Origin of the sequence: Acidovorax sp. JHL-9 (genome assembly GCF_000426205.1) — a bacterium.
GTDB classification, from domain to species: domain Bacteria; phylum Pseudomonadota; class Gammaproteobacteria; order Burkholderiales; family Burkholderiaceae_C; genus Acidovorax; species Acidovorax soli.
Genome location: NZ_AUEX01000027.1, coordinates 1 through 18,308, shown reverse-complemented (window position 1 = coordinate 18,308; position 18,308 = coordinate 1). Strand labels below are relative to the sequence as shown.

Genomic DNA, 18,308 nt, shown 5'->3' with positions numbered 1-18,308 from the left:
CAGGCATGGAGAAGCAGGATGCGCACTGGCCCCTGCACGGTGGTCAAGTTCCCTGCTGAGCGTCTCCAAGCCCGGCCACCTCCTTCAGGCAGCCGACCAGCAAGGCCGTCACCGGCGTCATCCGCTGCCCGCGCAGCGTGATGAGCCCCACCGGCGGCAACTCCACCGCCACCGGCAGCTTCAGCACCGCCACCATCCCCTGCCCCGCGAAATGCTGCGCCACCGTGCGTGCCATGAAAGCCACCGCACCGCGCTGCCGCAAGAAGGAGATCTGCGACAGGAACGAGGCAGACTCGACGATGTCAGCCGGCGGATGCAGGCTGTGGGCAAAGAACTGCTGCTCCAGCTTCACCCGCAGAGACGCCCAGGGCGGGGGCAGCACACAGGGCTGGGTGGCAATGTCCGCCCACTGCACCTTGCGCCTGCCGGCCAGCGGATGGCCGGGGTGCACCACCGCCACCATGGGGTCTTGGTAGAGCGCTTCGGTCTCCAGGTCGGGTGAAGCGTAGCCGGGCTCCAGCCGGCCCACGAACAGGTCCAGCTCGCCCAGGCGCAGCTTGGGCAGCAGGCGCGTGAGGTCGCCCTCTTCGATGAGCACGGTGGTGTGACCGGAGCGGGCCTTGAGCCGCGCCACCGCCTGCGCCAGCAGCACCGGCGTGGCCACCACCATCGCGCCCACGCTGGTGCGACCCGCCGCACCACTGGCCTCGGCCGCGATCTCATCGCGCGTGCGCTCATAGCCCGCCAACACCGAGCGCGCAAAACGCACCACGCTGGCGCCGGCTGGCGTAGGCTCGGTGCCGCGCGTGGAGCGCTCGAACAGCGGCAGGCCGAACATGCTCTCGATTTCCGCCAGGGTCTTGGAAACGGCGGGCTGCGTGACCGACAGGAACTCCGCCGCACGCCCCAGGTGCCGAAACTGGTCCAGCGCCACCAGCATCTGCAAGTGCCTCAGTTTGAGGTTGCTGCGCAGAACACGGTCAATTTGTGCCATGGTGAGTCCTTGTGAGTTCGTGTTTTCTGTCGCTGTGCACGATACATAACCAAAATGCAATGAAGACAGTCCATATTTTCATTGGATTGTTATGCAACGGTTTTGAACAATCGCAGCTCTCGATTCAAGAAACCACAGGAGACCAACATGCAGACTCCACGCAATGGACGGCGCCAGTTCGTCCTCGGTGCCCTCGGTGCCGCCACCCTGGCCACCACATCCAGCCGCCTGTTCGCACAGGCATGGCCCGAGCGCCCCATCACCTTCATCTGCCCCTGGCCCGCAGGCGGCACGGCCGACCAGTCCATGCGCGCGCTGTGCACCGTGGCCGGGCGCATCCTGGGCCAGAGCATTGCGGTGGAGAACAAGGCGGGAGCCTCCGGCATGATCGGCTCCAAGGCACTGGCATCGGCCAAGGCCGATGGCTACACCATCGGGCAGATCCCCATCTCGGTCACGCGCTTCTCGCAGCTGGGCACGCTGCAGGCCGACCCGCGCAAGGACTTCACCTACATCGCGCGCACCTCGGGCCAGACCTTTGGCATTGCGGTGCCTGCCAGCTCGCCGTTCAAGACACTCAAGGACTTTGTGGCCTACGCCAAGGCCAACCCCGGCAAGGTGAGCTATGCCCATGCGGGCGTGGGCGGCGCCACGCATGTGGGCATGGAAGAGTTCGCCAGCGTGGCGGGCATCCAGCTCAACCACGTGCCCTACAAGGGCGGCGCCGAAGCGCTGCAGGGCGTGCTGGGCGGCCATGTGGATGCGCTGGCCGATTCCAGCTCGTGGGCGCCGCATGTCGAAGCCGGCAAGCTGCGCCTGCTGGCCACCTGGGGCGATGTGCGCACGGTCCGCTTCAAGGACGTGCCCACCCTGCGCGAGCTGGGTTACGACGTGGTGGTGGACGCCCCCAACGGCATTGGCGCCCCCAAGGGCGTGGACCCGGCCATCGTGGCCAAGCTGCGCGACGCCTTCAAGCAAGCCGTGGCCAGCCCCGAGTTCAAGACCGTGATCGACAAGCTGGACGCACCGCTGCTGTACCTGGACGGCCCCGACTACGAAAAGTACGTGAACACCGTCTACCAGAAAGAGACCGTGCTGATCGACAAACTGAAGCTGCGCGAGCTGATGAAGAGCTGAGCGCACGGTGACGCACGGAGCCCCAGGGATCCCCTGGTGGGCTCTGCCACCTTTCGGCCCCATTGATGAAAGCCCCCATGTCCCGCACCGATAGCACCCTGCTGCACCTGCACCCCAACGACAACGTGCTGGTCGCCAAGACCGCACTGGCACTGGGCCAGGACATTCCGGAGCTGGGCCTGCGCACGCGCGCCCAGGTGCCTGCCGGGCACAAGATTGCCGCGCGCCGCATTGCAGCGGGCGAGCAGGTCAAGAAGTACGACACGGTGATCGGGGTGGCCACGCGCGACCTGGAGCCCGGCGACTACGTGCACAGCCACAACCTGCAGCTGGTGGACTACTACCGCGACCCGGCCTTTGGCGCCGATGTGCAGCCGGTTCAGTATGTGCCCGAGGCCGAGCGCGCCACCTTCCAGGGTTTTGTGCGGCCCGGGGGCGGCGTGGGCACGCGCAATTTCATCGGCATCCTGTCGTCGGTGAACTGCTCGGCCACCGTCATCAAGCGCATTGCCGCGCACTTCACGCCCGAGCGGCTGGCCGCCTACCCCCACGTGGATGGCGTGGCCGCCTTTGCGCAGACCAGCGGCTGCGGCATGTCCTCGCCCAGCGAGCACTTTGATGTGCTGCGCCGCACGCTGGCAGGCTATGCACGCCACCCCAACCTGGCGGGCGTGCTCATCGTGGGCCTGGGCTGCGAGCGCAACCAGGTGGATTCGCTGGTCGACTCGCAGGGGCTCAAAGAAGGCAAGCTCATGCGCACGCTGGTGATGCAGGAGGTGGGCGGCACCCGCGTGACCATAGAGGCGGGCATCCGCGCCATCGAGGAAATGCTGCCCATCGCCAACGAGGCACGGCGCACCACCGTGAGCGCCAGCCACCTGAAGATTGGCCTGGAGTGCGGCGGCTCGGATGGCTTCTCGGGCATCACCGCCAACCCCGGCCTGGGCGCGGCCATGGACATTCTGGTGCGCCACGGCGGCACCGCCATCCTGAGCGAAACACCCGAGATCCACGGCGTGGAGTTCATGCTCACGCGCCGCGCCATCACCCCCGAGGTGGGCCAGAAGCTGCTGGACCGCCTGGCCTGGTGGGAGCGCTACACCGCCGGCCAGAACGCGCAGTTCAACGGCGTGGTGGGCCATGGCAACCAGGCGGGCGGGCTGGCCAATATCTTTGAAAAATCGCTGGGCAGCGCCATGAAGGGCGGAACCACCCCGCTGCGCGCGGTGTACGAATACGCCGAGCCCATCACCGAAAGCGGCTTTGTGTTCATGGATTCGCCAGGTTACGACCCCGTGGCCTCCACCGGCCAGATCGCCAGCGGCGCGCAGCTCATCTGCTTTACCACTGGCCGTGGCTCCATGTTCGGCAGCAAGCCCGCGCCCACCATCAAGCTGGCCAGCAACACGCCCATGTTCACCCGCCTGGAGGAAGACATGGACATCAACTGCGGCGTGGTGATCGACGGCGAGTGCACCGTTCCCGAACTGGGCCAGCGCATCTTTGAGCAGATCCTGCGCCATGCCAGCGGCGAGGAAACCAAGAGCGAGCTGCTGGGTCTGGGTGACCACGAATTTGTGCCATGGCACATGGGGATAGTCAGTTGATCCCCCCTGAGTCGCCTGCACTGGCACAGCGAAAGAACAAGGGAAACCAAACGCTCCCAAAAAAATAGCTGCTAGCGCTTATCCGATGAACGCCAGAGCCACATTCCATTCAAACCCATGTCCGCATCCCTGACCCTCACCCGAGCCGACCTCATCCGCAGCGCCAACTTCATCGCCGGCCAGTGGACGGCTTCTGCCGCCGCCCGCCTGGATGTGACCAACCCCGCCACCGGCGCCGTCATCACCTCCGTGCCCGATTCGGGTGCGGTGGAGGCGCGCGCCGCGCTGGACGCCGCCCACGCCGCTTTTGCCACCTGGCGCAAAGTCCCCGCCAAGCAACGCGCAGCCATCATCAAACGCTGGAACGACCTCGTGCTGGCCCACCAGGACGATCTGGGTGCCCTGATCTCCATGGAGCAGGGCAAGCCCCTGGCCGAAGGCAAGGGCGAGGTGGCCTATGCGGCCAGCTACATCGAGTGGTTTGGCGAAGAAGCCACGCGCATGCATGGCGAAGTCATTCCCGCCCCGGTGCCAGGCCGGCGCATGTTTGCGCTCAAAGAGCCCGTGGGCGTGGTGGCTGCCATCACGCCCTGGAACTTCCCGGCCGCGATGATCGCCCGCAAGATCGCCCCGGCCCTGGCCGCAGGCTGCACCGTGGTCTGCAAGCCGGCCGAAGACACGCCGCTGACCTCCCTGGCTTTGGTGCAGCTGGCCCATGAAGCCGGGGTGCCTGCCGGGGTGCTGAACATCGTCACCGCCTCGCGCCAGAACACACCGGCTGTGGTGGATGTGTGGCTGGACGATGGCCGGGTGCGCAAGATCACCTTCACCGGCTCCACCCCGGTGGGCAAGCATCTGGCACGCCGCAGTGCCGACACGCTCAAGAAGCTCTCGCTGGAGCTGGGGGGCAACGCACCCTTCATCGTGTTTGACGATGCCGACCTGGATGCGGCGGTGGATGGCCTGATGGCCGCCAAGTTCAGAAACGGTGGCCAGACCTGCGTGTGCCCCAACCGGGTGTTTGTGCACCGCAGCGTGTTCGATGCCTTTGCCGCCAGGCTGGCAGGCAAGGTGGCAGCGCTCAAGGTGGGCCCGGCCAGTGACCCGGCCTCGCAGATCGGCCCCATGATCAATGACCGGGCGGTGGAGAAGATCGAGCGCCATGTGCAGGATGCCGTGGCCAAGGGCGCCAAGGTGCTCACGGGCGGCCAGCGCCTGAGCCACCTCGGCCCCAACTACTACGCGCCCACCGTGCTCGGCGGGGCGGATGCCCGCATGGCCTGCGCCTGCGAGGAAACCTTTGGCCCCGTGGCGCCGCTGACGGTGTTTGACGACGAGGCCGAGGTGATTGCACAGGCCAACGACACGCCGTTTGGGCTGGCGGGGTACTTCTACAGCCAGAACGTGCGCCGCATCTGGCGCGTGGCCGATGCGCTGGAGACGGGCATCGTCGGCATCAATGAAGGGGCGCTGGCTGCCGAGGCCGCTCCCTTTGGCGGAGTGAAGGAATCGGGCTACGGGCGCGAGGGATCGACGCACGGGCTCGACGACTACCTGCACACCAAGTATGTCTGCCAGGGGCAGCTGGATTGAGGTAGCCACGCCCCGCAGCACAAGACGCAACAGGTCACCCCAACCATTCAACCAAGGAGACAAGACCATGAGCATTACCAAAGCCCTCTCACGCCGGCCCATTCTGGGCGCCATCGCCGGCATGGCACTGGCGTGCGCCCTGCCCCTGGCGCATGCGCAAGCCCCCTTTCCGAGCAAACCCATCACCATGGTGGTGCCCTACCCCGCTGGCGGCGCCAACGACATGCTGGGCCGCCTGATCGGGCAGAAGATGGGCGAGGCCCTGGGCGGCTCGGCCGTGGTGGACAACAAGCCCGGCGCCGGCGCCCTGCTGGGCGCGGGCGTGGTGGCTCGTGCGCCAGCTGACGGGCACACCCTTCTGGTGGGTGGCCTGGCCACCCACGCGGCCAGCCCCAACCTGCTCAAGGCCGACTACGACCCCCTCAAGGACTTCGAGCCCATCGGCATGATCGGGCGTGCGCCCATCATCATCATCACCGCCACCGACTCGCCCTACAAGTCGCTCAAAGAAGTGGTGGATGCCGCCCGCAAAGACCCGCAGGCCATCATGTACGGCTCGTCGGGCAATGGCTCGCCCCTGCATTTGGCGGGCGAGCTTTTCCTGTCGATTGCCAAGGTCAACATGACCCACGTGCCCTACAAGGGCGGCAATGCCCACATCATCGATTTGATCGGCGGCCGCGTGCCTGTGATTTTTGACACCGCCACCAACTCCATGCCCCTGCTGCGCGGCGGCAAGGTGCGGGCGCTGGCCGTAGGCAGCGCCACCCGCCTGCACGAACTGCCCGATGTGCCCACCCTGGCAGAGCTGGGCTACCCGCAGTTCGAGTTCTCGGCCTGGTACGCGCTGTTTGCCCCTGCCAAGACCCCGGCCGACGTGAGCGCCAAGCTCTCTGCCGCCCTGGCCAAGACACTCAAGCTGCCCGAAGTGGCCAGCAAGCTGAACGACCTGGGCGTGACGGTGGGCAGCGGCAACGCGGGCGAGCTGCGCGCCTTTTTGCCACCCGAGTACCAGCGCGTGGGCAACCTGATCAAGACCGCCAAGATCAAGGCCGACTGACGACTGCACCCTCCTGGCGCCGCGGTGCCAGGAGGGGCAGCCCGCGGCAACGCCAGACATCACGACACACCCTTTGGAGACACCCATGCCCGACGGCCTGCTGCAACAGCACCCCGATGACGCCACCCGCCAGGTGGCCGACCTGCCCTCCCCCCGCGTTCAGGCCCACGCCGCCAACCTGATGGTGCTGGGCGATGGCGCCCTGGCCTGCGTGTGGTTTGGCGGCTCGATGGAGGGGCGCTCGGACATCTCGGTCTTCATGTCGCGCCTGCCCCCCGGGGCCCAGCAGTGGTCCGAGCCCGTGCAGCTGTCGCACGACGCTGAGCGGTCAGAGCAAAACCCCGTGCTCTTCCCGGCACCCGATGGCACCCTGTGGCTGCTGCACACGGCCCAGCAATCGGGCCACCAGAACACCGCCGTGGTGCGCGTGCGCCGCTCGACCGACCACGGCCAGACCTGGTCGCCCACAGAGACCCTGGCCGACGCCCCCGCCGGCACCTTTGTGCGCCAGCCCATCCATGTGCACCACGACGGCAGCTGGCTGCTGCCCGTGTTTTACTGCCGGGCCGAAGCAGGCCAGCCCTGGGACGGCAGCCACGACGACAGCGGCGTGCTGCGCTCCACCGACCAGGGCCGCACCTGGCAGCGCATCAGCCTGCCCGGCAGCCTGGGCTGTGTGCACATGAACATCGTGCCGGCGGCCAACGGCCAAAGCCTGCTGGCGTTCTTCCGCAGCCGCTGGGCCGACCACATCTACCGCACCCAAAGCGACGATGGCGGCCTGACCTGGCAAACACCCCAGCCCACCCATCTCCCCAACAACAACTCGTCGGTGCAGGCCCTGCGCCTGGCCGATGGGCGCCTGGCCATGATCTTCAACGCCAGCAGCGCCGCCAACGCCACCGAGCGGCGCGAGTCGCTGTACGACGAGCTGGAAGACACCGGCGAAGGCGCCCAGGGCGCCACCGTGGCCGCCCCGCCCGCACGCAAGGCCTTCTGGGGCGCACCGCGCGCTCCCATGACGCTGGCCCTGTCGGCCGACGATGGCCTGACCTGGCCCTGGCAGCGCCACCTGGAAGTGGGCGACGGCTGGTGCATGAGCAACGACTCCGAGCGCGGCCGCAACCGCGAATACTCCTACCCCTCGCTGCGCCAGGATGCCAACGGCACCCTGCACCTGGCCTACACCGTATTCCGCCAACACATCCGCCACGTCCGCCTGCAACCAGACTGGGCCGCACAACAACCCTGAACCAAGCATGAGCCAAGCCACTTTCCACGTCCTCGTCACCGCCGCGCACTGGGCCCCTGAAGCCCAGGCGCTGGTACAAGCCGCAGGCGGCCAGATCCACTTCATGGTCGAGCCCATCACCGAAGACCACCTGATCGCCCGGCTGCTGGAGACCGGTGCCCAAGTGCTGCTGGTGCGCGGCATCAAGCCTGTGAGCCAGCGGGTACTGCAAGCCGCACCTGCGCTGCGCCTGGTGGCCAAAAACGGCGCAGGGGTGGACGGCATTGACCTGGAAGCCGCCCGCGCGCGCGGTGTGGCGGTGGCCGTGGCCCCCGGTGCTAACGCCCGCGCCGTGGCCGAGCATGCCGTGGCCCTGATGCTGGCCCTGGCGCGCCAGCTGCCCCTGCTGGACCGCATGGTGCGCGCTGGCCAGTGGGCCCCCAGCACCTGGCAGGGCCGCGATTTTCGCGATGCCACGGTGGGCATCATTGGCTACGGCGCCATTGGCCGGGGCACGGCGCAACTGGCCGCCGCGCTGGGCGCGCGCGTGCTGGTGCTGCGCCCCCAGGGCCAGGCCGATGGCTTTGCCACCGAACCCGATCTGCACCAGCTGCTGCCCCAGGTGAACATCCTGAGCCTGCACTGCCCGCTGACCGAGCGCACCCGGGGCCTCATCGGTGCACGGGAGCTGGCGCTGCTGCCCCAGGGCAGCCTCCTCATCAACACCGCGCGCGGCCCGGTAGTGGACGAAGCGGCCCTGGTGGAAGCCCTGCGCAGCGGCCATCTCGAAGGCGCGGGCCTGGACACCTTTGACACCGAACCCCTGCCCGCCACCCACCCCCTGGCCCAGCTGCCCAATGCCTTGCTCACGCCGCATGTGGCGGGCGTGACAAGGGGGGCGTCGCTGCAGGTGTCCACCATCACGGCACGCAACATCGTGGACCACCTCACCGGCCCAGGTGCACCTGCCCAGCACCGCATGGCCTGAGAATTCACCCACCGAAACACAAAGCACCGCCCGAAACGCCTGCACTGTCTGCAGCACGCGCCGAGCCTCTTATTGCCCCCACAGAACCATGCCAGCCCACAACCCCTTCAAAACCGCCCTGGCCGAGCGCCGCCCGCAAATCGGCCTGTGGCTGTCGATGGCCGACCCGTACCTGGCCGAAGCCGCCGCCACCACCGGCTACGACTGGCTGCTGATCGACGGCGAGCACGCCCCCAACGACCTGCGCAGCACCATGGGCGCGCTGCAGGCGGTGGCAGCGCACCCGTCGCACCCCATCGTGCGCCTGGTGGAAGGCAGCACCGCCCTCATCAAGCAGATACTGGACATCGGCGCCAAAACGCTGCTGGTGCCCATGGTGGACACGGCCGAACAGGCGCGCAGCATTGTGGCGGCCACGCAGTACCCGCCCCTGGGCATTCGCGGCGTGGGCAGTGCCGTGGGGCGCTCGTCGATGTGGAGCAGCCGCAGCGACTACCTCTCGGTGGCCGACGACGAAGTCTGCCTGCTGGTGCAGGCCGAGACCGTGACGGCCCTCACCCACCTGGAGGCCATTTGCGCGGTGGATGGCGTGCACGGAGTGTTCATCGGTCCCGCCGATCTGGCCGCTTCGATGGGCCACCGGGGCAACCCTGGGCACCCCGAGGTGCAGGCCGCCATCGAGGGCGCCATGAAGACCATCATCGCCAGCGGCAAGGCGGCGGGTACCCTCACCTCGGACCCTGTGCTGGCCCAGCGCTACCTGGACTTGGGCTGCACCTTTGTGGCCGTGGGGGTGGATGTGCTGATGTTTGCCAATGCAGCGCGCAAGCTGCGCGGGCAGTTTGCCGGTGCCACCGCTACGGCAGCACCGGCCAGGGCCAGCGCGGCGTATTGAGCGGCATGCAGGGTGCTGCGAAACCTCGCCGGCGCTCCGCAAGCACCACACCCAACAAAAAGGCACCGGGAACCCAGGAGCCTTTTTGCGTGAGGCCTTGTCGCCAGCCAGTTATCAGCTGCCCGCCACCTTCATGCGGTTGACCAGGATGGAACCCACTGTCTTGGCACCGTAGTTGTAGGTGTCGGCGCCCACGGCCTCGATGCCCTTGAGCATGTCCTTGAGGTTGCCCGCGATGGTGATCTCGTGCACGGGGAAGGCGATCTTGCCGTTCTCCACCCAGAAGCCGCTGGCGCCGCGCGAGTAGTCGCCCGTCACGTAGTTCACGCCCTGGCCCATCAGCTCCACCACAAAAAGGCCCGTGCCCAGCTTCTGCAGCATGGCATCGAGGTTGTCGCCGGCCTGCGTGAGGCGCGAGGTCATCACCAGGTTGTGCGAGCCACCGGCATTGCCCGTGGTCTTCATGCCCAGCTTGCGCGCCGAGTAGCTGGACAGGAAATAGCCCTGCACCCGCCCGCCCTGCACCACCTTGCGCGGGGCCACGCGCACGCCTTCTTCGTCAAAGGGCGAGCTGCCCTTGCCACGCAGCACAAACGGGTCTTCCAGAATGTCGATGTGCTTGGGAAATACCATCTTGCCCAGCGAATCGAGCAAGAAGCTGCTCTTGCGGTAGAGCGAGCCGCCACTCACGGCCTGCACAAAACCGCCCAGCAGGCCGGCAGCCAGGGACGATTCAAACAGTACCGGGCATTGCGTGGTGGGAATCTTGCGTGACCCGAGGCGGGCAAGCGCGCGCTGGGCGGCATAGCGGCCCACGGCCTCGGGCGAGGCCAGTTCGGCCGCGTTGCGCATGGAGCTGTACCAGGCATCGCGCTGCATCTCGGCATTGCGGCCGGGCAGCGAGGCGATGGGGGACACGGAAAAGCTGTGGCGCGAGCTGGCATAGCCACCCCGAAAGCCCCGCGTGTGCGCGCTGAAGAAATGGCTTTGCTGTGCCGACACGCCGGCACCTTCGCTGTTGGTGATGCGGCGGTGGGTCTTGAGGGCGGCGGCCTCGCACGCCATGGCCAGTTGCGCGGCCTCTTCGCTGGTGATGGCCCAGGGATGGAACAGGTCCAGGTCGCGGTGTGTATCGGCCGGTGCAATGTCGGCCTCGTCGGGCAGGCCGGCCATGGGGTCTTCGGCGGTGAAGCGGGCGATGTCGTAGGCGGCCTGCACGGTCTGCTCGACGGCCTTGTCCGAAAAGTCCGACGTGCTGGCATTGCCACGGCGGTGGCCGATGTACACCGTCACGCCCAGCGACTTGTCGCGGTTGCGCTCCACGGTCTCCAGCTCGCCCTTGCGCACACTGACCGACAGGCCACAACCCTCGGAGGCCTCGGCGCCTGCGTCGGTGGCACCCAGTTTCTTGGCATGGGCCAACGCACGGTCCACCAGGTCTTCAAAGAACGGACGGCTGTAGCTGAAGCCGCGCTCCGGAGCGGGCGAAATCGCGGTGGCTGGGACAGTGGCTGGAGCGGAGGCCGCAGCGCCAGTGGCGCGGGAGGCGCGTTGGGTGGGTTTGTTCATAGCGGCGGCTATGATACTTGCCGCTGTGGTGCGCGCTGCGCCACCTCTCTCTTTGCCCCCACCCATGTCACGCAAACCCAAAAAAGGCTACTTTGTGCGAGGCCAGTTCGTTGCCGAAGGCAGCGAAATGGACATCCAGCTCAAGGCCGAACTCAAAGGCACGCCCGATGCCAGCCGCACCGATCTCAAGCGCGAAAGCGACGAGCTGCAAGACCTGGGCAAAGAGCTGCTGAGCCTGCGCGCCGACCTGTTCGACGCCGTGGGCCTGCCCGACAAGCTGGTGGAGGCGCTGGCCGAGGCCCGGCGCATCACCAACTTCGAGGGCAAGCGCCGCCAGATGCAGTATGTGGGCAAGCTCATGCGCAAGCTCGAACCCGAGCTGGTGCAGGCCGCCCGCCAGGCACTGGAAGAGCAGCACAAGGGCTCGGCCAGCGAAAAACTGGCGCTGCACCTGGCCGAGCACTGGCGCGACCGGCTGATTGCCGACGACACAGCCCTGGCCCCCTGGATGGCCGAGCACCCCGACACCGACACCCAGCAACTGCGCGCCCTGATCCGCCAGGCGCGCAAGGATGCCACGCCAGCCGGCAAGACCGCCAACGTGCAGGTCTCCGAGGGCCTGGCCCCGCGCAAGGGCCGGGCCTACCGCGAGCTGTTCCAGCTGGTGCGCGAGCACCTCGGTGGCGCGGCTGGCCCCGACGAGCAGCCCGAGGAGGGCGAGCACGATGACTGAAGCCATCCACGATCCGGTCAAGATCGGCATCGTCTCGATCAGCGACCGCGCCAGCACCGGCGTGTATGAAGACAAGGGCCTGCCGGCCCTGCAGGACTGGCTGACGCGCGCACTGCGCAACCCCATCAGCTTCGAGCCGCGCCTGATCCCCGACGAGCAGGACACCATCAGCGCCACGCTGATCGCCCTGGTCAACGCGGGCTGCAGCCTGGTGCTGACCACCGGCGGCACGGGCCCGGCCCTGCGCGACGTGACGCCCGAGGCCACGCTGGCCGTGGCGCACAAGGAAATGCCCGGCTTTGGTGAGCAGATGCGCCAGATCAGCCTGAAGTTCGTGCCCACCGCCATCCTGTCGCGGCAGGTGGCCGTGGTGCGCGAGCAAAGCCTCATCATCAACCTGCCCGGCCAGCCCAAGGCGATTGCCGAAACACTGGAAGGCCTGAAAGACGCCGACGGCCAGCCGCTGGTGGCCGGCATCTTCGCGGCCGTGCCCTACTGCATCGACCTGATCGGCGGGCCGTATCTGGAAACGCACGACGCCGTGTGCAAGGCGTTTCGGCCCAAGAACGCCATCCGGCCCGCCCGCACCTGACCGCAAGCCAGATCAGCCCCTGGCCCTTCATTCATGAGCGCAGACAGCTATCAGTTTCGCTGCATTTTGGTGCAGTAACACGGCGCCAGCTGCCGCCGCTTCTTGATCTGGAACAAGCCCACCCACCTCCGTCACCCCACTGGCACCATTGCGATATAGCCTCGGCAGGTTGTTCAACCCCAGCCTCCAAGGAAACCGCCATGCCTTCCATGATGAAAGCCGCCGTGTTCGTCGAACCCGGCCGCATCGAGCTGACCGACAAGCCCATCCCCGACGTGGGCCCCAACGATGCCCTGGTGCGCATCACCACCACCACGATCTGCGGCACCGACGTGCACATCCTCAAGGGCGAATACCCGGTGGCCAAGGGCCTGACCGTGGGGCACGAGCCCGTGGGCGTGATCGAGAAGCTGGGCAGCGCGGTGCAGGGCTACACCGAGGGCCAGCGCGTGATTGCCGGCGCCATCTGCCCCAACTTCAACAGCTACGCAGCACAAGACGGCTACCCCAGCCAGGACGGCAGCTACCTGGTGCCGCAAGGCCTGTGCGGCTGCCATGGCTACAAGGCCACGGCCGGCTGGCGTTTTGGCAACCTGATCGACGGCACCCAGGCCGAGTACGTGCTGGTGCCCGATGCCCAGGCCAACCTGGCCCCCATCCCCGATGGCCTGACCGATGAGCAGGTGCTGATGTGCCCGGACATCATGTCCACCGGCTTCAAGGGCGCCGAAAACGCCAACATCCGCATTGGCGACACCGTGGTGGTGTTTGCGCAGGGGCCCATTGGCCTGTGCGCCACGGCGGGCGCACGCCTGCTGGGTGCCACCACCATCATCGCCGTGGATGGCAACGACCACCGCCTGGGCATCGCCAAGAAAATGGGCGCCGACATGACGCTGAATTTCCGCAACGTGGACGTGGTCGACGAGGTGATGAAGCTCACCGGCGGCAAGGGTGCCGACAGCTCCATCGAGGCGCTGGGCACGCAGGCCACCTTTGGCCAGGCCATGAAGGTGCTCAAGCCCGGCGGCACGCTGTCGAGCCTGGGGGTGTACTCGGAAGACCTGTCGATTCCGCTGGCGCAGTTCGCGGCGGGCCTGGGCGACCACACCATCCGCACCGCGCTGTGCCCCGGCGGCAAGGAGCGCATGCGCCGCCTGATGAACGTGATTGCAGCCAACCGCCTGGACCTGGGCGTGCTGGTGACGCACCAGCGCAAGCTCGACGACATCGTCGAGGCCTATGACCTGTTTGCCCACCAGCGCGATGGCGTGCTGAAGATTGCGATCAAGCCGTTCTGAATGGATAGCCAAATAGGCCTCCAGCAATTACCCATCAAGCGCTGGCAGCCACAAAAAAAGAAGCACGCCATTGGCGTGCTTCTTTTTTGGGTGGCGGGCTGCGGCTACTTGCCCACCAGGTCGCTCAGCTTGCCCGCCTCGAACTGCTCCTTGAGCGCCGCATCGTCGGGCACGCAATCGCCCTTCTTGACACATTCCGACAGCTTCTCGATGGCCTGCCACAGCAGCGCGATCTGGTGCTCTTGCGAGGAGGCGTTGTCGATCAGGCCGCGCATGGCCTGCGAGAGCGGGTCGTCCTCTTGCGTGATGCCATAGGCCGTGAACTTGCGCGGCTGCTGCGGCTCGGTCACGTCGGCGCTCTGGCCTTCCTTGGACGGGATGATGCGTGCCGGAATGCCCACCGCCGTGGCGCCCGCGGGCACGGGCTTGATGACCACGGCGTTGCTGCCGATCTTGGCGCCATCGCCCACCTCGAAACCGCCCAGCACCTTGGCGCCGGCACTCACCACCACATCGCGGCCCAGCGTGGGATGGCGCTTGGCGCCCTTGTACAGCGAGGTGCCCCCCAGCGTGACGCCCTGGTAGATGGTGCAGCCGTCGCCGATTTCTGCCGTCTCGCCCACCACCACGCCCATGGCGTGGTCGAAGAAAACGCGCTCGCCGATCTTGGCGCCAGGGTGGATCTCGATCCCCGTGAACCAGCGCGCAAAGTGCGAGATGAAGCGACCCGGCCATTTGAGGCCATGGTGCCAGCACCAGTGGGCCGGGCGGTGCAGCCAGATCGCGTGCAGGCCCGGATAACAGGTGATCACCTCCCACGTGCTGCGCGCGGCAGGATCGCGGTCAAGGATGCACTGGATATCGGAGCGCAGGCGGGCAAGCATGGTTGTTATGGTTATTTCTAAATGGACAACGCAGTCTATCGTTTCGCTTGTGCCGTCTCGAGCATGGCCTTGGCGACACCACGCAGGATGTGGATTTCCTCCGGGCTCAGTTGCGCGCGGTTGAAAAGCTGGTTCAGCCGCGGCATGAGCTTCTTGGGCGCGGCGGGGTCGAGAAAACCGATGCCGGTGAGCGCCTGCTCCCAGTGGGCCAGCATGCCGGCCACCTGGGCGGCATCGGCCTGCACGCGGGCGGGCGTGGCCTCCTGCACCGCGAACCCACCCAGCGCCTGGCGCCACTCGTAGGCAATCACCTGGATGGCGGCACCCAGGTTGAGCGAGCCAAAACCCGGGTTGGTGGGAATGGAAAGCGCCACATGGCAGCGGTACACGTCCTCGTTGGCCATGCCAAAGCGTTCGGAGCCAAAAAGAAAGGCCACGCCCGGCTCGGCCGCCGCACCGTCTGGTTTTGAAGCATTTTCGACCTCCAGCGCTTGTCCATCCATCGCTGAAAGCTCTCTGTTCAATAGCATTTCAAAGTGCGCGCGGGGGCTGGCCGTGGGCGGGCCAAAGTCGCGCGGCGTCATGGCGGTGGCGCACAGGTGGCTGATGCCATCCAGCGCCTCGTCCAGCGTGGCGACGATGCGTGCGTTTTCCAGCACATCGAGGGCGCCGCTGGCGCGCTGGATGGTTTCCTCGCGCCGCAGCACGTTGGGCCAGCGCGGCGCCACCAGCACCAGGTCGTCAAAACCCATGGTTTTCATGGCGCGGGCGGCGGCGCCCACATTGCCGGCGTGGCTGGTTTGAATCAGGATGAATCGGGTACGCATGGAGAAATCAGAAAGAAACAAGGGGCCACCGGGGCATGCGCCATTGTCGCCGCTGGCCCGGGCCGAAGCGGCTAAGCGCTGCACGGTTGTAAAACTCTGTGCGTGGCATGGGAGCTGTGCACTGCGGTGGCCGCCCGGACGTTAAAGGCCAGTTGACGATCGTTTGGGCACCGCGCACCTCGTCCCACCACCCTCCCAACTTCCAACACACCTCCATGCACGCTCCCTCCTCCATCGCCAGAACCCTGGGCAGCTGGCTGCTGCTGGTGTTTGCCCTGCTGCTGTCGTCCACCGCCTGGGCCCAGCGCGACGCAGGCCCCTACCAGATCCTGCAGGCGGACTATGGCACCGACCAGTCCAGCATCGACGTGACCGACCGTCTGCGGCAACTCGCCCGCCGCGACCAGCGCTTTCAGCTCACCAACGACCTGTTTGGCGCTGACCCGGCCCCCGGTCGGCGCAAGACGCTGCGCATCCATGCCCGGGGGCCCGACGGTCGGCCCCAGACCTTCGACTTCAGCGAATACAGCTGGGTGGATGGCGCGCAGTTCTCGGGCTGGCGCAGCGGCCGCTGGGGCCGGGGCTACGACAACGATGACCGGCAAGGCTGGAATGGTGACGACCAGGGCCGGTATGGCCACGCCGACCGGGACCCTCTCGACATCCGGCAGGCCACCTATGGCACGCCGCAATCGCGCTTCGATGTGACGCCACAGATCCGCCAGCTGCTGCGGGGCGAGCAGCGTTTCCAGCTGACCAACCAGCTCTTCAACGGCGACCCGGCGCCGGGCCAGCGCAAAACCCTGCAGATCGTGCTGGGTGGATTTGGCGACCAACCCGAGATTCTCGAATATGGCGAAGGCAGCTGGATCGACGGATCGCGCATCGCGCAGGCCCGTGCCCAACTGCGGGAGCAGCGCGGCGGGCGCAACGATGCAGACCACGGCTACGTCAACATCCAGCGCGCCCTCTACGGCAACGGTTACCGCCAGATGGACATCACCGCGCGCCTGCGCAGCTTGGTGCGTGACGGCCGGCTGGAAGTGGTGGTGGACAACCAACTCGCCGGCGCAGACCCTGCCCCCGGTGAGCGCAAAAGCCTGATGGTGGAGTTCAGCCTGGGCTGGGGGCCGGTGCAGCAAACCACCGCACGCGAGGGCCAGTGGCTGCAGCTGCCCTGAGCGCCTGTTGACGATCTCGCAGGGGATCGTCAACAGGCTCTGAGGCACCGCTGAATCTGCGCAATGGCGGCGGTGGATGCGCCGCCCGCAGGCCCCGCACCCGCCCCGCGCCCAGCGGCTTTTGGGCACAGCGGGTAGAATCTCTCCCCTTGTCGCCGCATCGCCGGTCCACGCCTTGTTACAAGGCCCCTGCCCTTCACCCACAATTTATGTCGTCCACCCTGCACCCCATGCTCAACGTGGCCATCAAGGCCGCACGCGCCGCCGGCGCCATCATCAACCGCGCGGCCCTGGACGTGGAATCGGTGCGGATCTCGCAAAAGCAGATCAACGACTTCGTGACCGAAGTGGACCACGCGTCCGAAAAGATCATCATCGAGACGCTGCTCACGGCCTACCCCGGCCATGGCATCCTGGCCGAAGAATCGGGCACCGAATACGGCGCCAAGGATTCCGAGTTCGTCTGGATCATCGACCCGCTGGACGGCACCACCAACTTCATCCACGGTTTTCCCGTCTATTGCGTCAGCATTGCGCTGGCCGTGAAGGGCAAGATCGAACAGGCCGTGATTTACGACCCCTCGCGCAATGACCTGTTCACGGCCACCAAGGGCCGCGGCGCCTACCTGAACGAGCGCCGCATCCGCGTGAGCAAGCGCACCCAGCTCAAGGACTGCCTGATCTCCACCGGCTTTCCTTTCCGCCCGGGCGACAACTTCAAGAGCTACCTGGCCATGATGGGCGACGTGATGCAGCGCACCGCGGGCCTGCGCCGCCCCGGCGCTGCCGCGCTGGACCTGGCCTACGTTGCCGCGGGTTTCACCGATGGATTCTTTGAAACCGGCCTGTCGATCTGGGATGTGGCGGCGGGCTCGCTGCTGGTGACGGAAGCCGGCGGCCTGGTGGGCAATTTCACGGGCGAGGCTGATTTCCTGGAGCAGCGCGAATGCCTGGCCGGCAACCCGCGCATCTACGGCCAGCTGGTGCCCATCCTGGGCAAATACAGCAAGTTTGCAAGCGCGGGGGACAAGGCGGCCGTGCGCCAGGCGGCTGCCGCCGACACCCTGGAAGCAGATGGCGCTGCGGCCGCAGCAGAATCTGCCGCCCCACAGGCCGACGCAGCCAAGGGCGAAGACGCGCCGTTCTGACCCCCCTTCGCACCGAGAAGCCACGCTCACGACGGCCGTGTAGAATCGCCGGGAGCCATGGCTCCTTCGCACAGGACCGTGGCAAGAAAGCCGCCGATGCTCGCAACACGGCGGCTTTTGACGTTTTGGTCTCAACCTGCGCCGTGGCGTTTCTCAAAAAAACAGTTGTCGTCTGAAACGTGATGCCTGGACTACGCCACCACCCAAGTTCTACCACTCTTAGAACCTGTTCAAAGTCTTTTAAGTAGTAGCGCCAAGAATGCCAGATGGACGAACTGCAGGCTGGTGTTGAGCAACCTCTCGCAGTTCTTCCACAACCTTCGGTTTTTCTCCAACCACGCAAAGCTGCGCTCCACCACCCAGCGCTGGGGCATTACCTTGAACGTGTGAAGCTCGCTGCGCTTGGCGATCTGTACGGTGACGTGTGCGCCCAGTATGTCTTGCACGCCCTGGACAAACGGCTTGCCTACATAGCCGCTGTCACACAGCAAGGCTTGCACTCGGCTCAAAGCCAGTTTGCAGCGCTGCAGTGCCTGCAGGGCTCCTTTGCGGTCTGTCACCTCGGCCG

The 18,308-nt window shown here is 66.7% G+C and carries 17 protein-coding genes; 12 read left to right on the top strand and 5 right to left on the bottom strand.

Annotated elements, in window-relative coordinates; translation table 11 throughout:
* Nucleotides 1–43: 43 nt before the first annotated feature.
* A complete protein-coding gene (locus K225_RS0115465; protein WP_026437255.1) occupies nt 44–994 on the bottom strand; it encodes a LysR substrate-binding domain-containing protein in 951 nt (316 codons plus the stop codon).
* Nucleotides 995–1,141: 147 nt separating this feature from the next.
* On the opposite strand from K225_RS0115465, the gene K225_RS0115460 reads away from it, so the two are divergent.
* The 7 genes from K225_RS0115460 to K225_RS0115430 all read left to right on the top strand — a co-directional run bounded on the left by K225_RS0115460 (nt 1,142) and on the right by K225_RS0115430 (nt 9,505).
* A complete protein-coding gene (locus K225_RS0115460) occupies nt 1,142–2,131 on the top strand; it encodes a tripartite tricarboxylate transporter substrate binding protein (RefSeq protein ID WP_026437254.1) in 990 nt (329 codons plus the stop codon).
* Nucleotides 2,132–2,208: 77 nt separating this feature from the next.
* The gene (locus K225_RS0115455; RefSeq protein WP_026437253.1) at nt 2,209–3,738 is read left to right on the top strand and encodes a UxaA family hydrolase; all 1,530 of its coding nucleotides are present in this window, start codon (nt 2,209–2,211) and stop codon (nt 3,736–3,738) included.
* Nucleotides 3,739–3,855: 117 nt separating this feature from the next.
* Nucleotides 3,856–5,331 carry an NAD-dependent succinate-semialdehyde dehydrogenase gene (locus K225_RS0115450; RefSeq protein WP_026437252.1) on the top strand — a complete coding sequence of 492 codons (1,476 nt, stop codon included), beginning with the start codon at nt 3,856–3,858 and terminating at the stop codon, nt 5,329–5,331.
* Between the two features lie 67 nt (nt 5,332–5,398).
* On the top strand, nt 5,399–6,391 hold the full coding sequence (locus tag K225_RS0115445) for a tripartite tricarboxylate transporter substrate binding protein (protein ID WP_026437251.1): 993 nt from the start codon (nt 5,399–5,401) through the stop codon (nt 6,389–6,391).
* An 85-nt stretch (nt 6,392–6,476) separates the two neighbouring features.
* The gene (locus K225_RS0115440; RefSeq protein WP_026437250.1) at nt 6,477–7,643 is read left to right on the top strand and encodes an exo-alpha-sialidase; all 1,167 of its coding nucleotides are present in this window, start codon (nt 6,477–6,479) and stop codon (nt 7,641–7,643) included.
* A gap of 7 nt (nt 7,644–7,650) precedes the next feature.
* Nucleotides 7,651–8,610 (top strand): D-isomer specific 2-hydroxyacid dehydrogenase family protein, encoded by a 960-nt coding sequence (locus K225_RS0115435; protein WP_026437249.1) that lies wholly within the window; start codon nt 7,651–7,653, stop codon nt 8,608–8,610.
* An 88-nt stretch (nt 8,611–8,698) separates the two neighbouring features.
* A complete protein-coding gene (locus tag K225_RS0115430; RefSeq protein ID WP_026437248.1) occupies nt 8,699–9,505 on the top strand; it encodes an aldolase/citrate lyase family protein in 807 nt (268 codons plus the stop codon).
* A 114-nt stretch (nt 9,506–9,619) separates the two neighbouring features.
* Here the strand turns inward: K225_RS0115430 and pmbA are convergent, their stop codons facing one another.
* Nucleotides 9,620–11,074 carry a metalloprotease PmbA gene (gene pmbA / locus K225_RS0115425; protein ID WP_026437247.1) on the bottom strand — a complete coding sequence of 485 codons (1,455 nt, stop codon included), beginning with the start codon at nt 11,072–11,074 and terminating at the stop codon, nt 9,620–9,622.
* 64 nt (nt 11,075–11,138) lie between these two features.
* Here pmbA and yjgA point away from each other — a divergent pair, with 64 nt between their 5' ends.
* The 3 genes from yjgA to K225_RS0115410 all read left to right on the top strand — a co-directional run bounded on the left by yjgA (nt 11,139) and on the right by K225_RS0115410 (nt 13,700).
* On the top strand, nt 11,139–11,807 hold the full coding sequence (gene yjgA / locus K225_RS0115420; RefSeq protein ID WP_026437246.1) for a ribosome biogenesis factor YjgA: 669 nt from the start codon (nt 11,139–11,141) through the stop codon (nt 11,805–11,807).
* Nucleotides 11,800–12,399, top strand: a complete 600-nt coding sequence (gene mog / locus K225_RS0115415) for a molybdopterin adenylyltransferase (protein ID WP_026437245.1) — start codon at nt 11,800–11,802, stop codon at nt 12,397–12,399. The genes yjgA and mog overlap by 8 nt, the downstream gene beginning before the upstream one ends.
* A gap of 200 nt (nt 12,400–12,599) precedes the next feature.
* Nucleotides 12,600–13,700 (top strand): NAD(P)-dependent alcohol dehydrogenase, encoded by a 1,101-nt coding sequence (locus tag K225_RS0115410; protein WP_026437244.1) that lies wholly within the window; start codon nt 12,600–12,602, stop codon nt 13,698–13,700.
* Between the two features lie 104 nt (nt 13,701–13,804).
* Here the strand turns inward: K225_RS0115410 and cysE are convergent, their stop codons facing one another.
* Nucleotides 13,805–14,584, bottom strand: a complete 780-nt coding sequence (cysE, locus tag K225_RS0115405; RefSeq protein ID WP_026437243.1) for a serine O-acetyltransferase — start codon at nt 14,582–14,584, stop codon at nt 13,805–13,807.
* 35 nt (nt 14,585–14,619) lie between these two features.
* Nucleotides 14,620–15,411 (bottom strand): RNA methyltransferase, encoded by a 792-nt coding sequence (locus K225_RS0115400; protein ID WP_026437242.1) that lies wholly within the window; start codon nt 15,409–15,411, stop codon nt 14,620–14,622.
* Nucleotides 15,412–15,626: 215 nt separating this feature from the next.
* On the opposite strand from K225_RS0115400, the gene K225_RS0115395 reads away from it, so the two are divergent.
* Nucleotides 15,627–16,592, top strand: a complete 966-nt coding sequence (locus K225_RS0115395) for a hypothetical protein (RefSeq protein WP_026437241.1) — start codon at nt 15,627–15,629, stop codon at nt 16,590–16,592.
* Nucleotides 16,593–16,801: 209 nt separating this feature from the next.
* Nucleotides 16,802–17,740 carry an inositol monophosphatase family protein gene (locus K225_RS0115390; RefSeq protein ID WP_026437240.1) on the top strand — a complete coding sequence of 313 codons (939 nt, stop codon included), beginning with the start codon at nt 16,802–16,804 and terminating at the stop codon, nt 17,738–17,740.
* Nucleotides 17,741–17,970: 230 nt separating this feature from the next.
* Here the strand turns inward: K225_RS0115390 and K225_RS0115385 are convergent.
* On the bottom strand, nt 17,971–18,308 hold a 338-nt coding region (locus K225_RS0115385; protein WP_026437239.1), incomplete at its 5' end, for a transposase.

Bases quoted from the DNA above. Each gene is read 5' to 3' on its own strand.
- K225_RS0115465 (WP_026437255.1), bottom strand. From the start codon at position 994: ATGGCACAAATTGACCGTGTTCTGCGCAGCAACCTCAAACTGAGGCAC.
- K225_RS0115460 (WP_026437254.1), top strand. From the start codon at position 1,142: ATGCAGACTCCACGCAATGGACGGCGCCAGTTCGTCCTCGGTGCCCTC.
- K225_RS0115455 (WP_026437253.1), top strand. From the start codon at position 2,209: ATGTCCCGCACCGATAGCACCCTGCTGCACCTGCACCCCAACGACAAC.
- K225_RS0115450 (WP_026437252.1), top strand. From the start codon at position 3,856: ATGTCCGCATCCCTGACCCTCACCCGAGCCGACCTCATCCGCAGCGCC.
- K225_RS0115445 (WP_026437251.1), top strand. From the start codon at position 5,399: ATGAGCATTACCAAAGCCCTCTCACGCCGGCCCATTCTGGGCGCCATC.
- K225_RS0115440 (WP_026437250.1), top strand. From the start codon at position 6,477: ATGCCCGACGGCCTGCTGCAACAGCACCCCGATGACGCCACCCGCCAG.
- K225_RS0115435 (WP_026437249.1), top strand. From the start codon at position 7,651: ATGAGCCAAGCCACTTTCCACGTCCTCGTCACCGCCGCGCACTGGGCC.
- K225_RS0115430 (WP_026437248.1), top strand. From the start codon at position 8,699: ATGCCAGCCCACAACCCCTTCAAAACCGCCCTGGCCGAGCGCCGCCCG.
- pmbA (WP_026437247.1), bottom strand. From the start codon at position 11,074: ATGAACAAACCCACCCAACGCGCCTCCCGCGCCACTGGCGCTGCGGCC.
- yjgA (WP_026437246.1), top strand. From the start codon at position 11,139: ATGTCACGCAAACCCAAAAAAGGCTACTTTGTGCGAGGCCAGTTCGTT.
- mog (WP_026437245.1), top strand. From the start codon at position 11,800: ATGACTGAAGCCATCCACGATCCGGTCAAGATCGGCATCGTCTCGATC.
- K225_RS0115410 (WP_026437244.1), top strand. From the start codon at position 12,600: ATGCCTTCCATGATGAAAGCCGCCGTGTTCGTCGAACCCGGCCGCATC.
- cysE (WP_026437243.1), bottom strand. From the start codon at position 14,584: ATGCTTGCCCGCCTGCGCTCCGATATCCAGTGCATCCTTGACCGCGAT.
- K225_RS0115400 (WP_026437242.1), bottom strand. From the start codon at position 15,411: ATGCGTACCCGATTCATCCTGATTCAAACCAGCCACGCCGGCAATGTG.
- K225_RS0115395 (WP_026437241.1), top strand. From the start codon at position 15,627: ATGCACGCTCCCTCCTCCATCGCCAGAACCCTGGGCAGCTGGCTGCTG.
- K225_RS0115390 (WP_026437240.1), top strand. From the start codon at position 16,802: ATGTCGTCCACCCTGCACCCCATGCTCAACGTGGCCATCAAGGCCGCA.